This is a genomic window from Dietzia sp. Die43, from assembly GCF_024519835.1.
Classification (GTDB): Bacteria; Actinomycetota; Actinomycetes; order Mycobacteriales; family Mycobacteriaceae; genus Dietzia; species Dietzia kunjamensis.
Window position 1 is genome coordinate 90,296 of the sequence record NZ_JALJRF010000015.1, and the last position, 19,019, is coordinate 109,314.

Annotated in this window: 18 protein-coding genes and 2 pseudogenes; 13 read left to right on the forward strand and 7 right to left on the reverse strand. The window is 68.6% G+C overall.

What is annotated here, in order from left to right; all coding sequences use genetic code 11:
- Positions 1-22: 22 nt before the first annotated feature.
- The 4 genes from bioB (at position 23) to bioD (ending at position 4,629) form a co-directional block, all read left to right on the forward strand.
- Positions 23-1,174: a biotin synthase BioB gene (gene bioB / locus NR111_RS13695; protein WP_256821097.1), complete on the forward strand. Its 1,152-nt coding sequence runs from the start codon at positions 23-25 to the stop codon at positions 1,172-1,174.
- A gap of 91 nt (positions 1,175-1,265) precedes the next feature.
- Positions 1,266-2,588 carry an adenosylmethionine--8-amino-7-oxononanoate transaminase gene (locus tag NR111_RS13700; RefSeq protein WP_256821111.1) on the forward strand — a complete coding sequence of 441 codons (1,323 nt, stop codon included), beginning with the start codon at positions 1,266-1,268 and terminating at the stop codon, positions 2,586-2,588.
- Positions 2,585-3,829, forward strand: a complete 1,245-nt coding sequence (locus tag NR111_RS13705) for an 8-amino-7-oxononanoate synthase (protein ID WP_256821098.1) — start codon at positions 2,585-2,587, stop codon at positions 3,827-3,829. Before NR111_RS13700 ends, NR111_RS13705 begins: the two co-directional genes overlap by 4 nt.
- Positions 3,826-4,629, forward strand: coding sequence for an ATP-dependent dethiobiotin synthetase BioD (gene bioD / locus NR111_RS13710; protein ID WP_256821099.1), 804 nt, complete (start codon positions 3,826-3,828; stop codon positions 4,627-4,629). Before NR111_RS13705 ends, bioD begins: the two co-directional genes overlap by 4 nt.
- On the opposite strand, the gene NR111_RS18565 is transcribed toward bioD, so the two are convergent.
- Together NR111_RS18565 and NR111_RS13715 are read right to left on the reverse strand one after the other, a co-directional pair.
- Positions 4,607-4,912 (reverse strand): acyl-ACP thioesterase domain-containing protein, encoded by a 306-nt coding sequence (locus tag NR111_RS18565; RefSeq protein WP_306228581.1) that lies wholly within the window; start codon positions 4,910-4,912, stop codon positions 4,607-4,609. The two genes, bioD and NR111_RS18565, sit on opposite strands and share 23 nt — an antisense overlap.
- Positions 4,798-5,538 carry an acyl-ACP thioesterase domain-containing protein gene (locus NR111_RS13715; protein WP_306228561.1) on the reverse strand — a complete coding sequence of 247 codons (741 nt, stop codon included), beginning with the start codon at positions 5,536-5,538 and terminating at the stop codon, positions 4,798-4,800. The genes NR111_RS18565 and NR111_RS13715 overlap by 115 nt, the downstream gene beginning before the upstream one ends.
- A gap of 201 nt (positions 5,539-5,739) precedes the next feature.
- Between NR111_RS13715 and NR111_RS13720 the strand changes: the two genes are divergently transcribed.
- From NR111_RS13720 to NR111_RS13730, 3 genes are all read left to right on the forward strand, one after another.
- Entirely contained in the window at positions 5,740-6,534 is a 795-nt protein-coding gene (locus NR111_RS13720) for a phosphatase PAP2 family protein (protein WP_256821100.1), read from the forward strand.
- Positions 6,535-6,644: 110 nt separating this feature from the next.
- Complete coding sequence (locus NR111_RS13725) at positions 6,645-6,833, forward strand: antitoxin VbhA family protein (protein ID WP_061229775.1); 189 nt, start codon at positions 6,645-6,647, stop codon at positions 6,831-6,833.
- 16 nt (positions 6,834-6,849) lie between these two features.
- On the forward strand, positions 6,850-7,554 hold the full coding sequence (locus NR111_RS13730; RefSeq protein WP_256821101.1) for a Fic family protein: 705 nt from the start codon (positions 6,850-6,852) through the stop codon (positions 7,552-7,554).
- 53 nt (positions 7,555-7,607) lie between these two features.
- On the opposite strand, the gene NR111_RS13735 is transcribed toward NR111_RS13730, so the two are convergent.
- On the reverse strand, positions 7,608-7,958 hold the full coding sequence (locus tag NR111_RS13735) for a helix-turn-helix transcriptional regulator (protein ID WP_069390034.1): 351 nt from the start codon (positions 7,956-7,958) through the stop codon (positions 7,608-7,610).
- 98 nt (positions 7,959-8,056) lie between these two features.
- On the opposite strand from NR111_RS13735, the gene arsB reads away from it, so the two are divergent.
- From arsB to NR111_RS13750, 3 genes and pseudogenes are all read left to right on the forward strand, one after another.
- Entirely contained in the window at positions 8,057-9,169 is a 1,113-nt protein-coding gene (gene arsB, locus NR111_RS13740) for an ACR3 family arsenite efflux transporter (RefSeq protein ID WP_069390035.1), read from the forward strand.
- Positions 9,166-9,573, forward strand: a pseudogene (locus NR111_RS13745) (low molecular weight phosphatase family protein); the annotation flags it as partial. The gene arsB and the pseudogene NR111_RS13745, both read left to right, overlap by 4 nt.
- Positions 9,574-9,591: 18 nt before the next feature.
- Entirely contained in the window at positions 9,592-10,005 is a 414-nt protein-coding gene (locus NR111_RS13750) for an arsenate reductase ArsC (RefSeq protein WP_256821112.1), read from the forward strand.
- Between the two features lie 55 nt (positions 10,006-10,060).
- Here the strand turns inward: NR111_RS13750 and NR111_RS13755 are convergent, their stop codons facing one another.
- From NR111_RS13755 to NR111_RS13765, 3 genes are all read right to left on the reverse strand, one after another.
- Positions 10,061-11,551, reverse strand: coding sequence for a glutamine synthetase beta-grasp domain-containing protein (locus NR111_RS13755; protein WP_256821102.1), 1,491 nt, complete (start codon positions 11,549-11,551; stop codon positions 10,061-10,063).
- Positions 11,552-11,643: 92 nt separating this feature from the next.
- The gene (locus tag NR111_RS13760; protein WP_256821103.1) at positions 11,644-12,321 is read right to left on the reverse strand and encodes a trimeric intracellular cation channel family protein; all 678 of its coding nucleotides are present in this window, start codon (positions 12,319-12,321) and stop codon (positions 11,644-11,646) included.
- 15 nt (positions 12,322-12,336) lie between these two features.
- Positions 12,337-13,317 (reverse strand): LLM class flavin-dependent oxidoreductase, encoded by a 981-nt coding sequence (locus NR111_RS13765; protein ID WP_256821104.1) that lies wholly within the window; start codon positions 13,315-13,317, stop codon positions 12,337-12,339.
- A 295-nt stretch (positions 13,318-13,612) separates the two neighbouring features.
- Between NR111_RS13765 and NR111_RS13770 the strand changes: the two genes are divergently transcribed.
- The 3 genes from NR111_RS13770 (at position 13,613) to NR111_RS13780 (ending at position 18,507) form a co-directional block, all read left to right on the forward strand.
- Positions 13,613-14,767 carry a phosphotransferase family protein gene (locus NR111_RS13770; RefSeq protein ID WP_256821105.1) on the forward strand — a complete coding sequence of 385 codons (1,155 nt, stop codon included), beginning with the start codon at positions 13,613-13,615 and terminating at the stop codon, positions 14,765-14,767.
- Positions 14,768-14,869: 102 nt separating this feature from the next.
- The gene (locus NR111_RS13775; protein ID WP_256821106.1) at positions 14,870-15,298 is read left to right on the forward strand and encodes a (deoxy)nucleoside triphosphate pyrophosphohydrolase; all 429 of its coding nucleotides are present in this window, start codon (positions 14,870-14,872) and stop codon (positions 15,296-15,298) included.
- Between the two features lie 143 nt (positions 15,299-15,441).
- Positions 15,442-18,507 carry a DUF3427 domain-containing protein gene (locus NR111_RS13780; RefSeq protein ID WP_374210733.1) on the forward strand — a complete coding sequence of 1,022 codons (3,066 nt, stop codon included), beginning with the start codon at positions 15,442-15,444 and terminating at the stop codon, positions 18,505-18,507.
- Positions 18,508-18,555: 48 nt separating this feature from the next.
- On the opposite strand, the pseudogene NR111_RS13785 reads toward NR111_RS13780, so the two are convergent.
- A pseudogene (locus tag NR111_RS13785) lies at positions 18,556-19,019 on the reverse strand (hypothetical protein); the annotation flags it as partial.

The window sequence follows — 19,019 nt, forward strand, 5'->3', positions numbered from 1 at the left end:
TGAACGGCGTTCAGGAGGAACCATGGCCATCACGACCCCCCGCTGGCACGAGCTCGCGGATCACGTACTCGACGGCGGAGCCGTCACCGCGGCGGACGCCCTCGCCGTGCTCCGGTCCCCGGACTCCGAGCTCATGGAGGTGGTCGCGGCCGCGTCCCGGCTGCGGTTCCAGCACTTCGGCAACAAGGTCAAGGTCAACTACCTGGTCAACCTCAAGAGCGGCCTGTGCCCGGAGGACTGCTTCTACTGCTCGCAGCGGCTCAACTCCACCGCCGGCATCCTGCGCTACACCTGGCTCAACACCGAGGAGGCCGTCACCGCGGCCAAGGCGGGCATCGCGGCCGGCGCCTCCCGAGTGTGCCTGGTCGCCAGCGGCACCGGCCCCAGCAATCGCGAGGTCGGCAAGGTCTCCGACATCATCGAGGCCATCAAGTCCGACACCCCGGGCGTCGAGGTGTGCGCCTGCCTGGGTGCACTGAAGGACGGCCAGGCGGAGAAGCTGTGCTCCAGTGGCGCCGACGCCTACAACCACAACCTCAACACGGCCGAGAGCCATTACGAGGACATCTGCACCACCCACACCTACGCCGACCGGGAGCACACGGTCGCCCAGGCCCACGGCGCCGGTCTCTCGGCGTGCTCGGGCTTCATCGCGGGCATGGGTGAGACGCACGACCAGCTCGTCGAGCTCGCCTTCGATCTGCGCGCCAAGGACGTCGACTCGATCCCGGTCAACTTCCTGCTGCCCTTCGACGGCACCCCGCTCGAGGGCGTGGACACCCTCAACCCGCGCGACTGCCTGCGCATCCTCGCGATGGTCCGCTTCGTCGCCCCCGACACCGAGATCCGGATGGCCGCCGGCCGCGAGCGCCACCTCGGCTACCTCCAGGGGATGGGCCTCTACGTCGCCAACTCGCTCTTCCTGGGCGACTACCTCACCAGCGAGGGCCAGCCCGGCGGCGAGGACCTGCAGATGATCGCCGACGCCGGCCTCGAGGTCCTCCAGATGGACCACCCGGCCGAGGACACCGGGGACGGGACGGTGGAGGCCGCCACCGCGAACGCGCCCGCGAATGCCGCCGGGCCGGCCACGCCCGCCGTCGCCACCGGGCGGGACCAGAAGGTGGCCATCCGCACCCGCGGGGCCGGCACCAGCGAGCCCGCGAACGCCTGACATGTCCGCCTCGGTCCACTCTCCCGGTGCCCGGGACCTCGTCGTCGTCGACACTCCCTCCTCCCCCGCCACCCCGGACGACGCCGCGGCGATGCTGGCCGCCGACGCCGAGCAGGCCACCACCACCGCGCTGCTCGCCGCCGACGCCGAGCACGTCTGGCACCCCTACGGCGGGTTCCCGGCGAGCACGCCGCCGCTGCCGGTCGTCTCCGCCTCGGGGGTCCGGCTGCGGCTGGCGGACGGGCGCGAGCTCATCGACGGCATGAGCTCGTGGTGGGCGGCCATCCACGGCTACCGGCACCCGCACCTCGACGCGGCCGCGCACCGGCAGGTCGACACGATGAGCCACGTGATGTTCGGCGGGCTCACGCACGCGCCGGCCGTCGAACTCGCGACCAGGCTCGCCCGCATGGCGCCGGGCGAGCTGAACAAGGTGTTCCTCGCGGACTCGGGCTCTGTATCCGTAGAGGTGGCCGCGAAGATGGCGATCCAGTATCAGCGCTCCCTCGGCCGCCCCGAACGCACCCGGCTCGCGACGTGGCGCGGCGGCTACCACGGCGACACCCTCTCCCCGATGAGTGTGTGCGACCCAGACGGCGGCATGCACTCGATGTGGCGCGGCGTCGTGGCCGAGCAGGTGTTCGCGCCCGCTCCGCCCGCCGACTACGACCCCGCTTACGTCGCCGAGCTCGAGCGGGTCATCCGTGGGAGCGCCGACGAGCTGGCGGGGGTCATCGTCGAGCCGGTGGTCCAGGGCGCGGGCGGGATGCGCTTCCACCACCCCGGGTACCTGCGCGACCTGCGGCGGCTGGCCGACGAGACGGGCACGCTGCTCATTTTCGACGAGATCGCCACCGGCTTCGGCCGCACCGGCGAGCTGTGGGCTGCCGACCACGCGGGCGTCGCACCGGACGTGATGTGCGTGGGCAAGGCCCTGACCGGCGGGTACCTCACCCTCGCCGCGACGCTCACCACCGACCGGGTGGCCGATGTCATCAGCGCCGGCGAGGCGGGGGGCCTGGCGCACGGGCCGACGTTCATGGGCAATCCGCTGGCGTGCGCGGTGGCGTGCGCGTCGCTGGATCTGGTGGCCGGCGGCGGGTGGCGGCGCGATGTGCCGCGCATCGCGGCGCGCCTGCGCCACGGGCTGGCGCCCGCGCTCGACGTGCCCGGTGTGGTCGACGTGCGGGTGCTCGGGGCGATCGGCGTGATCCAGCTGGCCGAGCCGGTGGAGATGACGACGACGACAACAGCGATCACCTCGCACGGCGTGTGGCTACGCCCCTTCCGGGATCTCATCTACACGATGCCCCCGTACACCTCTACGGATGACGAGATCGACCGGATCTGCGCGGCGGCGCTTTCAGGAGCGAGAGCAGCGGCCGGGGCGGCAGCGGCGGGGGCGGGCCGATGACCGGGCAGAGCTCACCGGTCGGGGCCACGCCCGACCTGAACCGCGCGCCCGACCGCTCCCCCGCGCTGGACTGGCTCGACGACGCCGCCGCCGACCGGGCCTCCCGGCATGTGCGGCGGGTGCTGTCCCCACGCGCGGCCGAGGATGGCGTGATCGACCTCGCCTCCAACGACTACCTCGGACTGGGTCGGCACCCCGAGGTCGTGGACGCCGCCGTGGCAGCGACGCGCCGCTGGGGTGCGGGCGCGACGGGATCACGCCTGGTCACGGGCACGACGGAGGAGCATCTGGCGCTCGAGGCCGAACTCGCCGGGTTCTGCGGTAAGCCTGCGGCGCTGGTCTTCTCCTCCGGGTACACCGCCAACCTCGGAGCCGTGGTGGCGCTGTCCGGGCGGGGATCGCTCATCGTCTCCGACGGCGGCTCGCACGCGTCGTTGGTGGACGCGTGCCGGCTCGCGAGGGCGCGTGTCGTCGTCGTCGACCGGGGTGACGTCGGCGCGGTGGCCCGGGCCCTGGCCGAGCGCACTGAGGAGCGCGCACTGGTCGTCACCGACTCGGTGTACAGCGCCGACGGTGAGCTGGCTCCCCTGCTCGCGCTGCACGGGGCGAGCCGCGCGCACGGCGCGGTCCTGCTGGTCGACGAGGCCCACGGCCTCGGCGTGCGCGGCAGCGGCGAGGACGGCAGCGACGGGCGCGGTCTCGTGGACGAGCTGGGCTTGAGCAGGCACGAGGACGTGGTGGTCACGGCGACGCTGTCCAAGGCGCTCGGGTCCCAGGGCGGGGTGGTCCTGGCGTCCGAGCGGGTGCGCGAGCACCTCATCAGCAGCGCGCGCACCTTCATCTTCGACACCGGCCTCGCCCCCGCCGCGGTGGGCGCGGCCCGCGCAGCCCTCGGCGTCCTGTGCCGCGACCCCGCGCTCGCCTCGCGCGTGGTGGAGGTGGCCGAGCACCTGGCCGCGGTCACCGGCGCCGAGCAGCCGCGGTCAGCGGTGGTGTCGGTGATCCTCGGCGACCCCGCCCGCGCGGTCTCCGCCGCCGGCAGGTGCCTCGAGCTGGGCGTCCGGGTGGGGTGCTTCCGCCCGCCGTCGGTTCCCGAGGGCACCGCACGGCTGCGCCTCACCGCCCGGGCGGACCTCTCCGGCGCCGATCTCGCGCGGGCGAGCGACGTGCTGGCGCAGGTGTTGGGCGAGCACGGTCACCCAGTTGGCGCGGCCGCGCGGCTCGAGGGGGCCCGCGCATGACCACCTCGCCCGGCCCGGCGCCGATCGTCATCACCGGCACCGGCACGGACGTGGGCAAGACCGTCGCCACCGCGGCGCTGGCCGCCCACGGCCTGTCGGAGGGCCTGGACGTGGGGATCTGCAAGCCGATCCAGACGGGACTGGGCCCGGGCGAGCCGGGCGACGCCCACGAGGCCGCGCGCCTGTCCGGGGTGCGGCGGGTGCTGGAGGTCCGTCGGCTGCCCGATCCGCTGGCACCCGAGACCGCCGCCCGCGTCGCCGGCCTGCCGCAGTCCACGCTGCCCGAGTTGATCGATCCGATCCGCGCGTGGCTCCGCGCGCCCGGCGGGTCGGTGCCCGACTCCGCGCCCGACTCCGCGGCGACCTCCGGACCTGCACGTGGGCGCCTGGATCTGGTCGAGGGCGCCGGCGGGGTGCTCGTCCGGCTCGGCACCGGCCTCACCGTCCTCGACCTCGCCCGATCGCTCGACGCCCCGGTGGTCGTGGTCGCGAGGGCCGGACTGGGCACGCTGTCGGACACCGAGCTCACGGTCCGCGCGATCGAGGCGGCGGGTCTGCGGTGCGCGGGGATCGTCATCGGGTCGTGGCCGGCCGATCCGGACCTCGCCGAGCGCTGCAACCTCGAGGACCTGCCCCGCCTGACCGGGGTTCCGGTGCTCGGCCGGGTGCCCGCGGGTGCCGGGGCGCTGGAGCCGGACGAGTTCGGGAGGCGCGCACCGGGGTGGTTCGAGTCGGGGCCGGCGACCGCCCTCCGGCGGGACGCCCCCGGCGCGCAGGTCACTCCTGCGGCCGGTACCTGACGGAGGCGGTGGGACTGGCGGAAGCGGGGCTGGCGGAGGCGGGGCTGGCGGAGGCGGCGGGGATCGGGGCGACGAGGACGGCGGCAGCAACGACGCCGTCGACCATCAACCACAGCTCGAGCCGGTCCCCCGCGCGTCGGCGGCGGACGGTCATCGTCGCACCCGGTCTCACCGGGCGGAGGTACTCGATGACGACCCGGTGACGTCGCTGCAGCAGGTCAGCGTGCTGCTGGAGCTCGTCTTCGACCACCGCCAGATACGCGGCGTTGTTGACATGCTGCAGCGGGTCGAAGTCGGTGCTGCGCAGGAGGTGCGGCCTGTCCTGCGGCTCGCGGGCCGCTCAGGTGGGCAGTCCTGCGTCAGGCCGGCCCACCGGAGGCGGTGGATGTCGGTGGTGCCGGCCAGGCTGGCCATGCCGGAGTCGCTGATCCGGGCGGGCAACCCGGCCGCGGTGACGTGGATCCAGAACGCCTCGGTCTCCACCAGCCCGCCTCGGGCAGTCGGGGGGCCGAGTGCCGCGGTGCCGGGTGCTGGCATGCCGTCGGGGCCCTCAGGGTCCTCGGAGGCCTCGGAGTCCTCGACGGTCAGCCGCACGCGCATGTTCGCCCACCGGCTGGACAGGCCGGAGCACCACCGCTGGAGTCCGACGGTGGCCGGCCACGAGATCGGTTCGATCACGTCGATCACAGTTCGGCGCACGATCCAGAACGGGTCGGTCCGGGCATGACCGGTGGCGTCGAGGTTGTCCGCGGCGATGTCCTGGAGGTAGCGGGCGACGCTGTCCAGCCGGAGCCTGCGCTGGGGATCGACGTCGCCCGTCCGCACCCGCCGGCGAGTGGAGAATCCCGCCTCCGGCGAGGGCGGCGGTCCAAGGGCGTGCAGTGACGCACCGCGATCGAGATCGTCCATTCGAGGGACCCCTTCCACACCGTGAAGCACCACAGCTCGCCGGCCACCGGGCACACAGAGCGGCGGACCGCTGTGCGGGTGAGCTCGGGCGGTGGTGAGAGCAGAGTACCGATCAACGGGCCGTGGCGGGAGCACTCGCTCGCGCCGATCCGGGCTCGTCCGATCCGAGTGCTCCCGGTGAACCTCCCTAGGCTGGTCAGCGTGACGTCTGACAACACCGGCCCGGAAGCCGACCCGGAAGTCGAGCCGGTGGCCGACCGGGGACCCGACCGGGACGGGAACTTCGACGGCCGGAACATGGCACGCAGATCGGTGTCGGCTCTCGCGGTGGCCGGGCTCGCCTTCGTCGTCCCACTCCTGTTCTTCGTCCTGCTCGCGGAGGACGTGGCCGAGCAGGAGATCTTCCCCTTCGACCGACCGGTGATGCTGTGGCTCCATTCGGTGTCGACCCCCTCGCTCACGGCGGTGATGGAGGCGGTGACGCTGCTCGGGGGGATCGTCGTGGTCCCGGTGGCTGCGACCGGAGCGGCGGTGGCGCTGTGGTGCCGCGGCTCTCGGCGGAACGCCACGCTGCTGGCGGCGGCGGTCGTCGGATCGACACTGCTCAACACCGCGCTCAAATCGGTCTTCCAGCGGTCCCGCCCCGATTTCTGGGAACACCTCGTCACGGAGAACTCCTACTCGTTCCCGAGCGGCCATGCGATGGCCAGCATGGCGCTCGCGGCGGTGCTGGTGGTCCTGGCCTGGGGGACGCGGTGGAGGTGGAGGGCCGTGGTCGCGGGGGCGGTGTACGTGCTCGCCGTCGGGGTCTCGCGGATGTACCTGGGAGTCCACTACCCGAGCGACGTGATCGCGGGCTGGTGCGTATCCGTGCTGTGGGTCGCGGTGGTCGTCGTGGTCCTGGATCGCATCGTCCTGGATCGCATCGAGGCGTGGCACCACCGGCGGGGCGGCGGCACCGACCGGCTCGCCCGAACACCTCGTCGGGAGCGCTGAGTGCCGGCCCCCCATCACCGGCGAGGTCTCGCCGCACAGTTCGGGTCACAGATGCCCTCTAGTGCCGCTGAGCAGGTAGTATCGGCTGCACGTCGACGCAAGGAGACTGTGTGGCCACCCGCATCCGCCCGACCACCGACCAGGCACTCGCAGGAGCGGCCGCCGGCCATCGCATGGCCGGCATGGAGCCCTCACCCGAGGCCCTCGAGATCACCCGCCGGTTCGCCGACGGGCTCCTCAGCCGCGACCGGGCTCTCGCCGAGATCCGCGCCGCGGTGCGTGAGCGCACCGCTCCCTGACGCTGCCCTCACGCCCATGAACCCCCGAGATCCGTACAAGGAACCCTCGGGGGTTCTGCGTAACCGACTGGGCATCTCCGACCCCGCCGAGCTGGCGGAATACGAGCGCGACCTGGCCTTCTTCCGGGTCGTGGAACTGGAACTCAGCCCGCTGGAGGGTCGATTCGATTTCGAGCACCTCCGCGCGATCCACCGCTACATCCTCCAGGACATCTTCGACTGGGCCGGCGAGCTCCGCACCGTCGACACCCGCGCCCTCGGCATCCCTCATGCCCGCCCGCAGTTCCTGCCCGACGAGCTCGACCGGGTCTTCCGGCAGATCGCCATCCGACCGCCGAGCACCACCGACCCCGACGCGGCCACCGACACCATCGCCGAGCACTGGTCCGAGCTCACCCTCGTGCACCCGTTCCGCGATGGGAACAGCCGCACGCAGCGAGTCTTCTTCGACCAGATGTTCCGCCACGCCGGGTGGGCCGTCAACTGGGCCGGCATCGACGCCTCAGCGGCGCACGCCGCCCGCCACATGTCGGTGTACGGGCGGCCGGACTACCTCGCCGACCAGCTCAGACACGCCGTCCACCCGGCCACCGAGCTCGCCGAGGGCCGCCTGGCCACCACCCTGGGCAACCGCTCGCTGCTCGACTCCTCCGCGCACTTCCGCGCCATGCGCGAGCACCACAGGGCCGCGGTCATCACGCCCTACGGTCGCACTGGGTAACCGACTGTTTACCGGGCTACCCACCGGGCTCCCCACCGCGTCGTCGCGCCCGGTCAGGACAGGTCGAGAAAGCTGCGCAGGTCGTCGAAGGACTCGCGCACCACCGAGTAGTGCGCCCACTTGCCGCGCTGCTCGCGGACCAGCAACCCGGCCTCGACGAGCTTCTTGAGATGGTGGCTGATCGTCGGCTGGCTGATGTCGACCACCTCGAGCAGGTCGCACGCGCACACCGAGTCACACCCCTGCGCCGCGATGTGCGACAGCAGGCGCAGCCGCATCGGGTCCGCGAGCGCCTTGAGTCGCGCCGACATCCGCTCGGCGGTGGGAGCGTCCACCGGCCCCGCCGACATCGAACAACACGCGTCCTGCTCCGGCGCCGACAGGCCGGGTTCCACTGTTGTCATCGTCCACCTCACCTGCCCCCGAAGATACATTGACACTCACCGATATGTCAGCCTAGCCTCCCCCATAGACAATCATCGATCTAAGGACGTTCCCCCGGATGAGCACCATGATGACCGGTCCCGGCGTGGCACCGGTCGCCAAGAAGATGTCGTTCCTCGACCGCTGGCTGGCCCTCTGGATCCTCACGGCGATGGCCGTCGGGCTACTACTCGGACGGTTCATCCCCGGCCTCGACCGGGCGCTGGACTCGGTGAAGATCGGCGGGATCTCCGTCCCGATCGCCATCGGCCTGTTGGTGATGATGTACCCGGTCCTCGCGAAGGTCCGTTACGACGAGACCCACCGGGTCACCGGCGACCGGAAACTGCTCACACTGTCCCTGTTCCTCAACTGGATCGCCGGTCCGGCGTTCATGTTCACCCTCGCGTGGGTCTTCCTACCCGACCTGCCGGAGTTCCGTACCGGGCTGATCATCGTGGGCCTGGCCCGCTGCATCGCCATGGTGTTCATCTGGAACGACCTGGCCTGCGGCGACAGGGAGGCCGCGGCGGTGCTGGTGGCGATCAACTCGGTGTTCCAGGTCGTGGCGTTCGGCGCCCTGGGCTGGTTCTACCTGCAGCTGCTGCCCTCCTGGCTGGGGCTGGAGACCACGACGGCCGAGTTCTCGGTGTGGGCGATCGTGCTCTCGGTGTTGGTGTTCCTCGGCATCCCGCTACTGGCCGGCTTCCTCACCCGAGTGTTCGGCGAGCGGGCCAAGGGCCGGGAGTGGTACGAGGAGACGTTCCTCCCCCGGATCGGCCCGTGGGCCCTCTACGGGCTGCTGTTCACGATCGTGTTGCTGTTCGCCATGCAGGGCGATGCCATCACCTCCCAGCCGCTCGACGTGGCGCGGATGGCCGTGCCCCTCCTGCTGTACTTCGTCCTCATGTTCCTCATCAGCCTGTTCGCCTCACGGGCGGTGGGGCTGAACTACGCCAAGTCGACCAGCGTGGCCTTCACCGCGTCGGGCAACAACTTCGAACTGGCGATCGCGGTGTCGATCGGCACCTTCGGCATCGCCTCCGGCCAGGCCCTCGCGGGCGTGGTCGGGCCGCTCATCGAGGTCCCGGTCCTCATCGGGCTCGTCTACGTCGCCCTGTGGGCCGGACCGAAACTCTTCCCGGGCGACCCGACCCTGCCCGATCGTTCGGTGACCGGGACCCGCTCATGACCGCCGAGCAGCAGGCGCACCACGTCCCCAGCGTTCTGTTCGTGTGCGTCAAGAATGGCGGCAAGTCCCAGATGGCGGCGGCGCTCATGCGCCTGCACGCCGGTGACGCCGTCGCCGTCCATTCGGCGGGCACCAAGCCCGGCTCGGCGGTCAACGCGATGTCCGCGGAGGCGGTCGCCGAGGTCGGCGCCGACATGTCCGGCGAGACCCCCACGGCCGTCGACCCCGACCTGCTGCGACAGGTGGACCGGGTGATCGTCCTGGGCGACGAGGCCGCCGGGGAGATCGACGACGACGACGAGGTCAGCGCGCTCGAAATCTGGCGCACAGACGAGCCTTCCGAGCGCGGGATCGAGGGCATGGAGCGGATGCGTCTGGTCCGCGACGACATCGATCGCCGCGTCCGCACCCTGCTCGCCGAGCTGACCGATTCCAGGCCCCGCGTGCTGTTCGTCTGCGTCCACAACGCCGGGCGCTCCCAGATGGCCGCCGGCTACCTGTCCCACCTGGCCGGAGGACGAATCGACGTCCTGTCGGCCGGGTCGGCACCCAAGGATCAGATCAACCCGGTCGCCGTCGAGGCGATGGCCGAGGACGGCGTCGACATCACCTCGGCCACGCCGAAGATCCTCACCACCGACGCCGTCCGCGCGTCCGACGTGGTCATCACCATGGGCTGCGGCGACGCGTGCCCGGTCTTCCCCGGCAAGCGGTACGAGGACTGGGAGCTGGCGGACCCGGCGTGCCAGGGAATCGAGGCCGTCCGGCCGATCCGTGACGCGATCAAGCGGCGGGTCAGCGCGCTGATCTCCGAACTGCTCGAGACCGAGTCGTAGCGGACGGGCAGGGGGCAGGCCCGCTCCCCCGCGGCACCTCGCCGACCGGGCGGGCTCAGCCGACGTGCCAGTGACGGCGGATGAGCTCCTCCCGGTCTGCGTCGCCGCTTCCGGAGTCGCCCACCTCGTCGTCGTCGTCATCGTCGGCGTCATCACCGCGTAGCCCCGCCAGCACCGAGTCGATGAGCGCGGCGGGGAACACACCGTCGGCCTCGAACATCTCGCGCTCGGCCTCCAGCACGTCGGCCGACTCCGCGCACGAGGTGGGCAGGGTCTCGAAGTCCTCGCCGTCGGCGGCGTTGAGGCGCTCGGCCTGCTCCAGGCTGCCCGGGTCGTCGAGCCCGCGCCTGGCCGCCACGGCCATGCCCGCCAGGAGCAGGTGCACGTCGGCTGAGCCGTCGCCGAGCCGGAACTCGACGGTCTGGGGGTGCGTGGCGGGCTCGGGGATCGGCTCGGAGCTGCCGGGGTTGGCGTGGGCGACCATGTCGGCCAGCACGTCGCCACCCCAGGCCAGCGGGACCCGGACCAGGCCGGTACGGTCCTGCATCCCCCAGCAGATGTCCTCGGGCGACTCGTCACCCTCGGCGAACCGCAGGTACGAAGTGGGGACGGTGTTGCCGAACGCGGACAGTGCCCGGGCGGCCGAGAGGTAGCCGGCGATCAGTCTGCGCGCGGTGTCGGTGATGCCGCCGTCGTCGACGATGACGTTGGTGCCGTCGCGCACCAGGCGGCTGTGGATGTGCAGGCCGTTCCCCGCGCCGTCGCCGCTCACCAGCGGGGCGAAGGTCGCCTCGAGGCCGTGGGCGTAGGCGACCTGACGCACCACCCACTTGGTCAGGACGATGGCGTCGGCGGCCTGCTCCAGGGGGACGGGCTGGAGTTCGATCTCGTGTTGGACCAGCTGTCGGTCGTCCTCCAGGATGTTGCCGACCTCACCGTGCACGTACTTCATCGCGACCCCCATCTCGCGGAGGTGTCCCAGCACCTGCTCGCGGACCCGCTCGTGCTTGGAGAAGGGCGCCGACTCCTGGTAGCCGCGTTCGGACTCGACGGGGTAGATCGGCTCGGGCTCGGCGGCGAGGTAGTACTCCAGCTCACCGAAGGCCTCGAGCGTCATGCCGGTCTCCCGCGTCAACACCTCGGCGGCGCGGCGCACGACCTGCTCGCGCGCGTAGGGCAGCGGCGTGCCGTCGGGCGCGTAGAACGAGCAGAGCACGTCGAGTGAGGTGCGTTCCCCGAAAGGGTTGAGGAAGGCGGTGCGGTGGCGCGGGACGATGTAGACGTCGCTGGCCTCGGTGTCGGTGCCGGGAAAGACGCTCGAGCCGTCCACCCGCTCGCCGCGGGTGAGCACCTCGTGGAGGTGATCGCGCGAGTTGATGGGGAAGGCGAGGGTTTTGAGCCGGCCGTCGCCGCCGACGTAGCGCAGATTGACCTGGCTCAGCTCCAGCTGCTCGACGGCCCGGACGAGGTCGGCGGCGGTGAACTCGGCGGACGGCTTGCCCAGCAGTCGGACGAGCGGGTGGGGTTCCAGTGCGTCGATGGCCATGCCCCGTTCTACCAGCGGCGGGGCCCGGGCGCCTCCGGTCGACCGGGCGTCCGCGCGGCAGGCGGCCCGCCGTCGGTGACGAGCCCGATGTGTCAGTCCAGGTCTGCCGACGAGATCCGGCTCCAGCGATGCCGACGACGTCCGCGTCGACGGTGCTCGATCGCCTGGTAGTCGAACACCGGCAGCGAGAGTGTGAAGCGGATCGCAGCCACTCGCAGGCCGAACCCCACGACGAGGGTGACCGCCGCGCCCCAATTCTCCGGGACGCCCGCAGCCGCGAGGCCCACGTAGACGAGTGCGGCCAGGATGGCGACACTGGCATACAGCTCGTGCCGGAACACGAGCGGCACCCGGTCGCACAGCAGGTCACGCATGACTCCCCCGAACACGCCCGTGATGACCGCGGCGGCGACGGCGATGAGGACGCCGTGCCCCATCTCGAGGGCGATCCGGGCACCGAAGATCGCGAAGACGGTCAGTCCGAGTGCGTCGAGCCCGAGGAAGAGCACCCTGAAGTGCCGCATGAGCGGGGCGACGAACACGGTCACGACCGCGGCCAGCGCGACCAACGCGAGGTAGGACGGATTCTCCACCCAGATGAGCGGATAGTGGCCCAGCAGGACGTCCCGGATCGAGCCACCGCCGATGGCGGTGACGCACGCGACGATCACCACTCCGAACAGGTCCATGCGCTCGCGACCGGCGGCCAGCGCGCCGGTCATCGCCTCGGCGGTGATACCGATGAGGAACAGTATGGTGAGGAACTCCACGGGTGCGACGCGTGACTAGAACCAGAGGTCGGCGAGCAGCTCGATCGACCGGTTCCGCACCGCCGGGTCGTAGGCGTAGGTGACGGTGATGAGCTCGTCGGCGTCGGTGCGCTCGACGAACTCCTCGAGCTGCGCCTTGACCGTCGCGGGCGAGCCGACTGCGCTGATCTCGAGCATCGCGGGCGTGCTGCCTGCGAACTCCGACGGGTCGACGGGCGGCTGGATCTTGCGGCTGCGCCCGGCCCGCAGGTCGAGGAACATCTGCTGCAGGGTGGTGAACTGCCGCTGTGCCTCCTCGTCCGTGTCGGCGACGATGACGTTGATGCCGGCCATCACCTGCGGCTTGTCGAGGCGAGCGGTGGGGGCGTCGGTGCTGAACGAGTCGCGGTAGACGCGGATGGCGTCGTCGATCTGGTCGGGCGCGAAGTGCGAGGCGAGCGAGAACGGCAGTCCCAGCTGCCCGGCGATGGAGGCGCCGTTGACGGTGGAGCCGAGCACCCAGATCGGCACCTCCGTGTTCTGCGAGACCGACGACAGGATCGGGGTGCTCCGCGCCGTGCCCTCCTCGCCGAACCAGCCCTGCAGGTCGTAGATGTGCCGGGCGAAGGCCTGCGGCTCGGCAGACGAGCGGCTCAGCGCCTGGGCGGTCATCCCGTCGGTGCCGGGCGCACGGCCGAGGCCCAGGTCGATGCGGTCGCCGTGGAGGTTGGCCAGCGTGCCGTACTGCTCGGCCACCATGAGCGGGGCGTGGTTGGGCAGCATGACGCCGCCGGAGCCGACGCGGATCCGCTCGGTCACCGACGCGGCCTGGGAGATGAGCAGCGCCGTGGCGCTGGAAGCGAGGTTGGGGGTGTTGTGGTGCTCGGCGAACCACAGTCGCGTGTAGCCGAGCCGGTCGGCGAGCTGCGCGGACTCCATCGAGGCGGCGATGCCCTCACGCGCGGTGGAGCCTTCCGAGATGGAGACCAGGTCGAGGATGCTCAAGGGGACCGACACAACACACCTTTTTCTACGTTCACCGTTGCTTTAAGGGCCGTGGTGGCCCACGCCCAGAGGCTACCGATCCGCCCATGTCGGTGACGGATCACCGATCTCCCCACCCCCTGTCGGTCCGGGGAACTACCGCGAAGCACGACGACGACGAGGCCCACCGCCCCAGACCGCGTGGGCGACTGCGGGGATGCGCATTACGGATCCCCCGGATTGTGCGTTGGGTCACACTATGCTCATCGCGGGCCCCGCCCGCGCATCAGGTCCGTACGAAGGGTCCGAACCACATGACGACGATCGCATGACCACCGCACGCTCCGACGAACCACTCCATCAACGGGTGACCTCGGGCGAGGCCAACCTGGACAAGTTCCGCGACCGCCTCACCGCCTGGCTCGCGGCCCGCGACGAGGTCGATTCCTCCGCAGGTGTCGAGGTCTCGGCGGTGAGCAGGCCGGAGAGTTCGGGGATGTCCAACATCTCGGTCCTCTTCGACGCCACCTGGACCCCGGCCAGCCCGGCCTCAACAGGGGAAGCAGCCGCGCCGCAATCCGCTCAGCTGGTCGCCCGGATGTGCCCGCAGGATGACGCGTTCCCGGTGTTTCCCGTCTACGACCTGGCCAAGCAGTTCGACGTGATGCGGGTGGTTGGCGAGAACACCGACCTGCCGGTCCCCCGTGTCCGCTGGCTCGAACAGGACCCGGCCATCCTTGGCACGCCGTTCCTGGTGATGGACCGAGCCTCCGGGCGCGCGCCGGTCGACAACCCCCCGTACGTCTTCGACGGCTGGTTGCTGGAGATGGACCCCGAGCGGCGGCGGGAATTCCAGCGCGAGTCTGTCGCCGTGCTGGCGGCGATACACCAGATCCCGCGGCCGACCGAGCTGGTGTCGTCGCTCGCGCCCGCGCCGGGCATGAGTTCGCTGCGCGCGCACGTCGACGAGCAGCGCGCGTACTACGAGTGGACTACCCGCGAGGACGGGCTCACGATCCCGGTGATCGAGCGGGCCTTCGACTGGATCGAGGCCCACTGGCCCGCCGAGACCGGGCCGGACGTACTGAGCTGGGGCGATGCCCGGATCGGCAACATCCTCTACGAGGGCACCACCCCGACGGCCGTGCTGGACTGGGAGATGACCGCGATCGCGCCGGCCGAGGTCGACCTCGGCTGGTTCTTGTACTTCCACGACCTGTTCCAGGAGCTCGCGGTCGCATTCGACTTCCCCGGCATCCCGGACCTGTTCGACCACGGCGAGGTCGTCGAACAGTACGAGCAGCTCACCGGTTCCACGGTCCGGGACCTGCCGTTCTACTACGTCTACGCGGGCCTGCGGCAGGCCATCATCCTGTCGCGGATCACTCGACGTCGTATCCACTTCGGTGAGCAGGACGCTCCCGCCCACCCGGACGAGTACGTGCTCCACCACACGATGCTCCAGCGGTTGATCGACGGGTAACGGCGAGCGCACGCCACGGTGGACAACCGCGATGCTTCTCGAGCCACTTCTGGCTGGAGCGGAGCCTCGCGTCAGACTCGTCAGGTAGGAATAGTCTAACGCGTGAAGACACCTACCCGCCTGACCGAGGACTCAATGGCCAAGACGATTACCGTTGTTGGAGCAGTATTTAGCACCGATGAGAGCGTCCTAGCGTTCCGTCGTAATGCCGATCGCTCCGCAGGGGGGAAGTGGGAGTTCCCGGGGGGCAAGGTCGAGTCGGACGAGACTCCTAAAGAAGCGCTTCGTCGCGAGATCCTCGAAGAGCTTGGTCTCCACATCACCGTGGGAAGCCTGATAGACCGCTCCCGCACTGTCGTTGGCAGTAACACCATCGACCTGGCCTGTTACTTCGTCGAAGCCGATCGGTACCCGACCGAGAGTTTGGACCACGACCGAATCGTCTGGCAGCCTTTCTCCGCAATACAAAATCTGGACTGGGCTGCCCCGGATCTTCCCGCCATCGAAGCCCTACTCAAGGCCCGACGGTGACTGAACCGCTACCCCTCGGTGTATACGAGTCTGTAGTCACCCCGCCATTCGCTCGTCGCCTCTCCGCGACCCAGGGCGACCCCCACTATTCGTCGCCGGACGACTCCGACCTACCGCTCATACTCTCTCGACACGTCCAGCAGATGGTGCAGGCGAGACTTTCCGGGAAGACCGCCTCGGAGCAGCTTGAGATCACCCGCGAGTTGCTCCGTTCGTTTGAGGAAGATCAGCAAGTCACTACGTCCCAGCTTCTGCACGCCATCACTGCACCCGGCAACCGGCTACCCAATCGGCCGTCACATCCCTTGACGGCGGGAGCCCTCCTCACGAATGCGCGAGACGAGCCCAACCTGGGAAATGAACTCGCGCTTGAAATGGATTCCGCAGACCGCGTGGACTTGCTTTGCGCATTCGTGAAGTTTTCCGGCGTACGCGTGATCGAACATCAACTGGCCGCACTACAGCGCCGCCAAGTTCCATTGCGCGTCATCACCACGACTTACATGGGGGCTACAGACCGACGCGCTTTGGACGTACTCGTCCGCGACTTCGGTGCCGAAGTTCGAGTCAGCTACGAGGTGTCGACTACACGCCTCCATGCCAAGGCATGGCTCTTCCATCGATTGAGCGGTTTCAACACGGCATACATTGGGAGTTCCAACCTGTCGAAGCCAGCCCTGGTGGACGGTCTTGAATGGAATGTTCGACTAGCGGAGGCCGCGAGCAGCAAAGAAATTGCGAAGTTTTCGAAGGTCTTTGATTCTTATTGGAGTTCGCAGGAATTCGAGACTTACGACCCCGCCAAGGACTCAGATCGCCTTGATGCCGCCCTGAGTGCCGCGGGGAGTTTCACGCGCCGGGAGCATTCCGCCTACCCGTCTGCTGATCCCGGCAGTAACGTCATCACGGACCACCACACAGCGGGTCCGATTGCGAGCGAAACCGAGTCCGAATCCCCTCCGACCGGAGGTATGCACCCACCTAGCTCCACTGCCGAGGGAAGTCTGCAGTTAGTCCCGCTTCCCGAGACCACTATTGCGCACTTCACGCCTTACCCGCATCAGCGACGCATGCTGGAAGCGCTCGAGGTCGAACGCCAAGTCTTCAATCGGCACCGCAATCTGATCATTGCCGCAACGGGCACCGGGAAGACAGTTGTGGCCGCCCTGGACTACTACCGTCTCTGCGACAGCGGCGGCCATCGGCCCACGCTGTTGTTTGTGGCGCACCGCAAGGAGATCCTTACTCAAGCTCTTGCCACATACCAAAGCGTTCTCAATGATCCATCATTTGGCGAACTCTATGTAGGCGGCGACAGGCCACTTCGGAACTCTCACGTCTTTGCCAGCATCCAGTCGTTAAGTCGAGGTGCGGAGACTCTCCTGCCGCAGTCGTGGGACGTCATTGTCGTGGATGAGTTCCATCACGCCGAGGCCGCAACGTATCAGCGGTTCCTAGAAAGTTACGAGGCCACCGAATTGCTCGGTCTCACCGCAACTCCAGAACGAGCGGACGGCGTTGATGTCAGCAAGTTCTTCGGAGGGCGGACCGCGGTTGAACTCCGGTTGTGGGACGCTCTCAACCAAGACCTACTGTGCCCGTTCCACTATTACGGAATCGCGGATGAAACAGATCTCAGTTCCATCAAGTGGACCTCTGCCGGATATGACGCCACGCAGCTCTCAAACTTGTACACCGGAAATGACGCTCGCGCAGTCCTCATCTCCAGGGCACTTCACGAGAAGGTTCTCGACCCTCGTTCCATGCGCGCTCTGGGATTCTGCGTCACCATCGAACATTCCGAATACATGGCGCAGTGGTTTGTCGACCACAACATCCCTGCAATGTCTATCAGTGCGAACACCCCCCGCGATGTGCGCGAACGAGGCATCCAGGATCTTAAGGCCGGTCGAATTAACTGCATCTTCACCGTAGATGTGTTCAACGAGGGCGTGGACATTCCCGAAGTCGACGTCGTGCTCATGCTCCGCCCCACTAACAGTTCGACGGTCTACATTCAGCAGTTGGGCCGAGGCCTACGACGGTCACCAGCGAAGGCGGTCCTCACCGTCCTGGATTTTGTTGGCCACCACCGGGCAGATTTCGATGTGTCGGGTCGTTTCCTATTGATGACCGGACAGACTCGGCGAGAGCTCGCCCGCGACCTCGAGGTTGGTTACCCCAACCTCCCAGGTGCGTCTCGAATTGTCCTGGACGAAGTTGCACGCAAGGAGGTGCTCGATTCCATTCGTCGCGCCGCGCAAAACTCCCGCATAGCGGCTCTGATCGCCGATGTTCGCGCAGTGGGAGTTGAGAAGAGGCTCGCCGCATTCCTCGAAGCATCGGGCCGAACGGTCGATGACGTATACCGCTCCGACCGCTCGTGGCACACGATTCAACTGAAAGCTAAGGGGCAATCCCCCGCGTCCAAGGACGAGCACGCACTACTCAAGCGACTGCATCGCTTGCGGACGGTGGACGATCTAGATCGAATCGAGAACTACACGCGGGTGGCCTCGACGCTGCGTAGCGGCGGTTCAATTAGCTCGAACGACCCGTGGGCCCAGATGCTGGTCGACTTCATGTTCCCAAGAGAGAAGTTCGCTACTCTCGCCGGCGCTCTAGAATTGCTGGCTAACTATCCGAGCGTCCTCGACGAAATACCCGAGTTAATGGAAGCCGCTAGCTACAACATCGAGATGCTACCCCTGCCCCTTGGGCATGGGCTCGAATCGCTGCCGCTTCGGTCACATGCTCGCTACCAGAGGGAGGAGCTCTTATCGGGCCTGAAGTGGACCACGATGGACCGCCGTCCCGGCACGCATCGCGAGGGGGTGCTGTGGTCGCCGGATGTCCAGTCCGACCTATTCCTTATCAACCTGCATAAGGACGAGAAGACTTTCAAGGAATCTACGATGTATCGGGATATCCCTGTGACGAAGGACTTGTTCGACTGGGAATCGCAGTCAACCACTCGCCAGCAGTCCCCGACTGGCCGCCGCTACATAACTCACCGGGAGAATGGAACGAATATCCTCCTCGCAGTGCGCAATGCGCCTGACGACGAGGTGGGGACAGCGCCATTCCTCCTGCTTGGCACGGCCCAACTCGAAACGTACGAGGGTGACAAGCCCATCCGTTTCCGTTGGCGACTCGACCGTTCAATGCCGGCGGATGTCCTGGCCCAAGCATCCGTCATAGGCGCCTAACGTAAGGGGCCCTTCCGGATTTAGACCTGACTTCCACAAGTTTTAGTGTCACCCTGCGTTGATCGCGTCGATGACGGCTCGCGCGGCGTCCGGGATTGTGGGTTCGACGAGCATTTCGTGGTCGCCAATGGCGACGGTGACCGTGCGCAGCGGCCGCAGGGTGGTGACGATCTTCTTGATCGACATGCCGGTGACGTCCTGCAGGTGCCGCGCCACGGCCAGGGCCGCGAACACGACGGTGAGGTGAGCTTCGATCGCATCGCGGGTGCGGTGGAAGATCGGGCGCGCCCTCAGGTCGGCCTTGGCCATGCGGAAGGACTGCTCGACCTTCCAGAGGTCGTGATAGGCCGCCACGACGGCATGGCCGTCCATCGCGGCCGGGGCGATGTTGGTGACATACCCCTTGTAACCTGCAGATTCGCGGGCCCGCTGGATCGAGGCCTCGTCCAGGATTACCGGCCCTTCCGGATCCGGAGTGCATAGCTGGGGTTCGCCGGTGATGCGGTGAGGCA

What these genes read in the sequence shown, in the direction of transcription:
- NR111_RS13705 (WP_256821098.1), top strand. Translation starts at nt 2,585, where the DNA reads ATGACCGGGCAGAGCTCACCGGTCGGGGCCACGCCCGACCTGAACCGC.
- NR111_RS13715 (WP_306228561.1), bottom strand. Translation starts at nt 5,538, where the DNA reads ATGGACGATCTCGATCGCGGTGCGTCACTGCACGCCCTTGGACCGCCG.
- NR111_RS13780 (WP_374210733.1), top strand. Translation starts at nt 15,442, where the DNA reads ATGGTGCAGGCGAGACTTTCCGGGAAGACCGCCTCGGAGCAGCTTGAG.
- NR111_RS13735 (WP_069390034.1), bottom strand. Translation starts at nt 7,958, where the DNA reads ATGACAACAGTGGAACCCGGCCTGTCGGCGCCGGAGCAGGACGCGTGT.
- bioB (WP_256821097.1), top strand. Translation starts at nt 23, where the DNA reads ATGGCCATCACGACCCCCCGCTGGCACGAGCTCGCGGATCACGTACTC.
- arsB (WP_069390035.1), top strand. Translation starts at nt 8,057, where the DNA reads ATGAGCACCATGATGACCGGTCCCGGCGTGGCACCGGTCGCCAAGAAG.
- NR111_RS13730 (WP_256821101.1), top strand. Translation starts at nt 6,850, where the DNA reads ATGAACCCCCGAGATCCGTACAAGGAACCCTCGGGGGTTCTGCGTAAC.
- NR111_RS13755 (WP_256821102.1), bottom strand. Translation starts at nt 11,551, where the DNA reads ATGGCCATCGACGCACTGGAACCCCACCCGCTCGTCCGACTGCTGGGC.
- NR111_RS13700 (WP_256821111.1), top strand. Translation starts at nt 1,266, where the DNA reads ATGCTGGCCGCCGACGCCGAGCAGGCCACCACCACCGCGCTGCTCGCC.
- NR111_RS13770 (WP_256821105.1), top strand. Translation starts at nt 13,613, where the DNA reads ATGACCACCGCACGCTCCGACGAACCACTCCATCAACGGGTGACCTCG.
- bioD (WP_256821099.1), top strand. Translation starts at nt 3,826, where the DNA reads ATGACCACCTCGCCCGGCCCGGCGCCGATCGTCATCACCGGCACCGGC.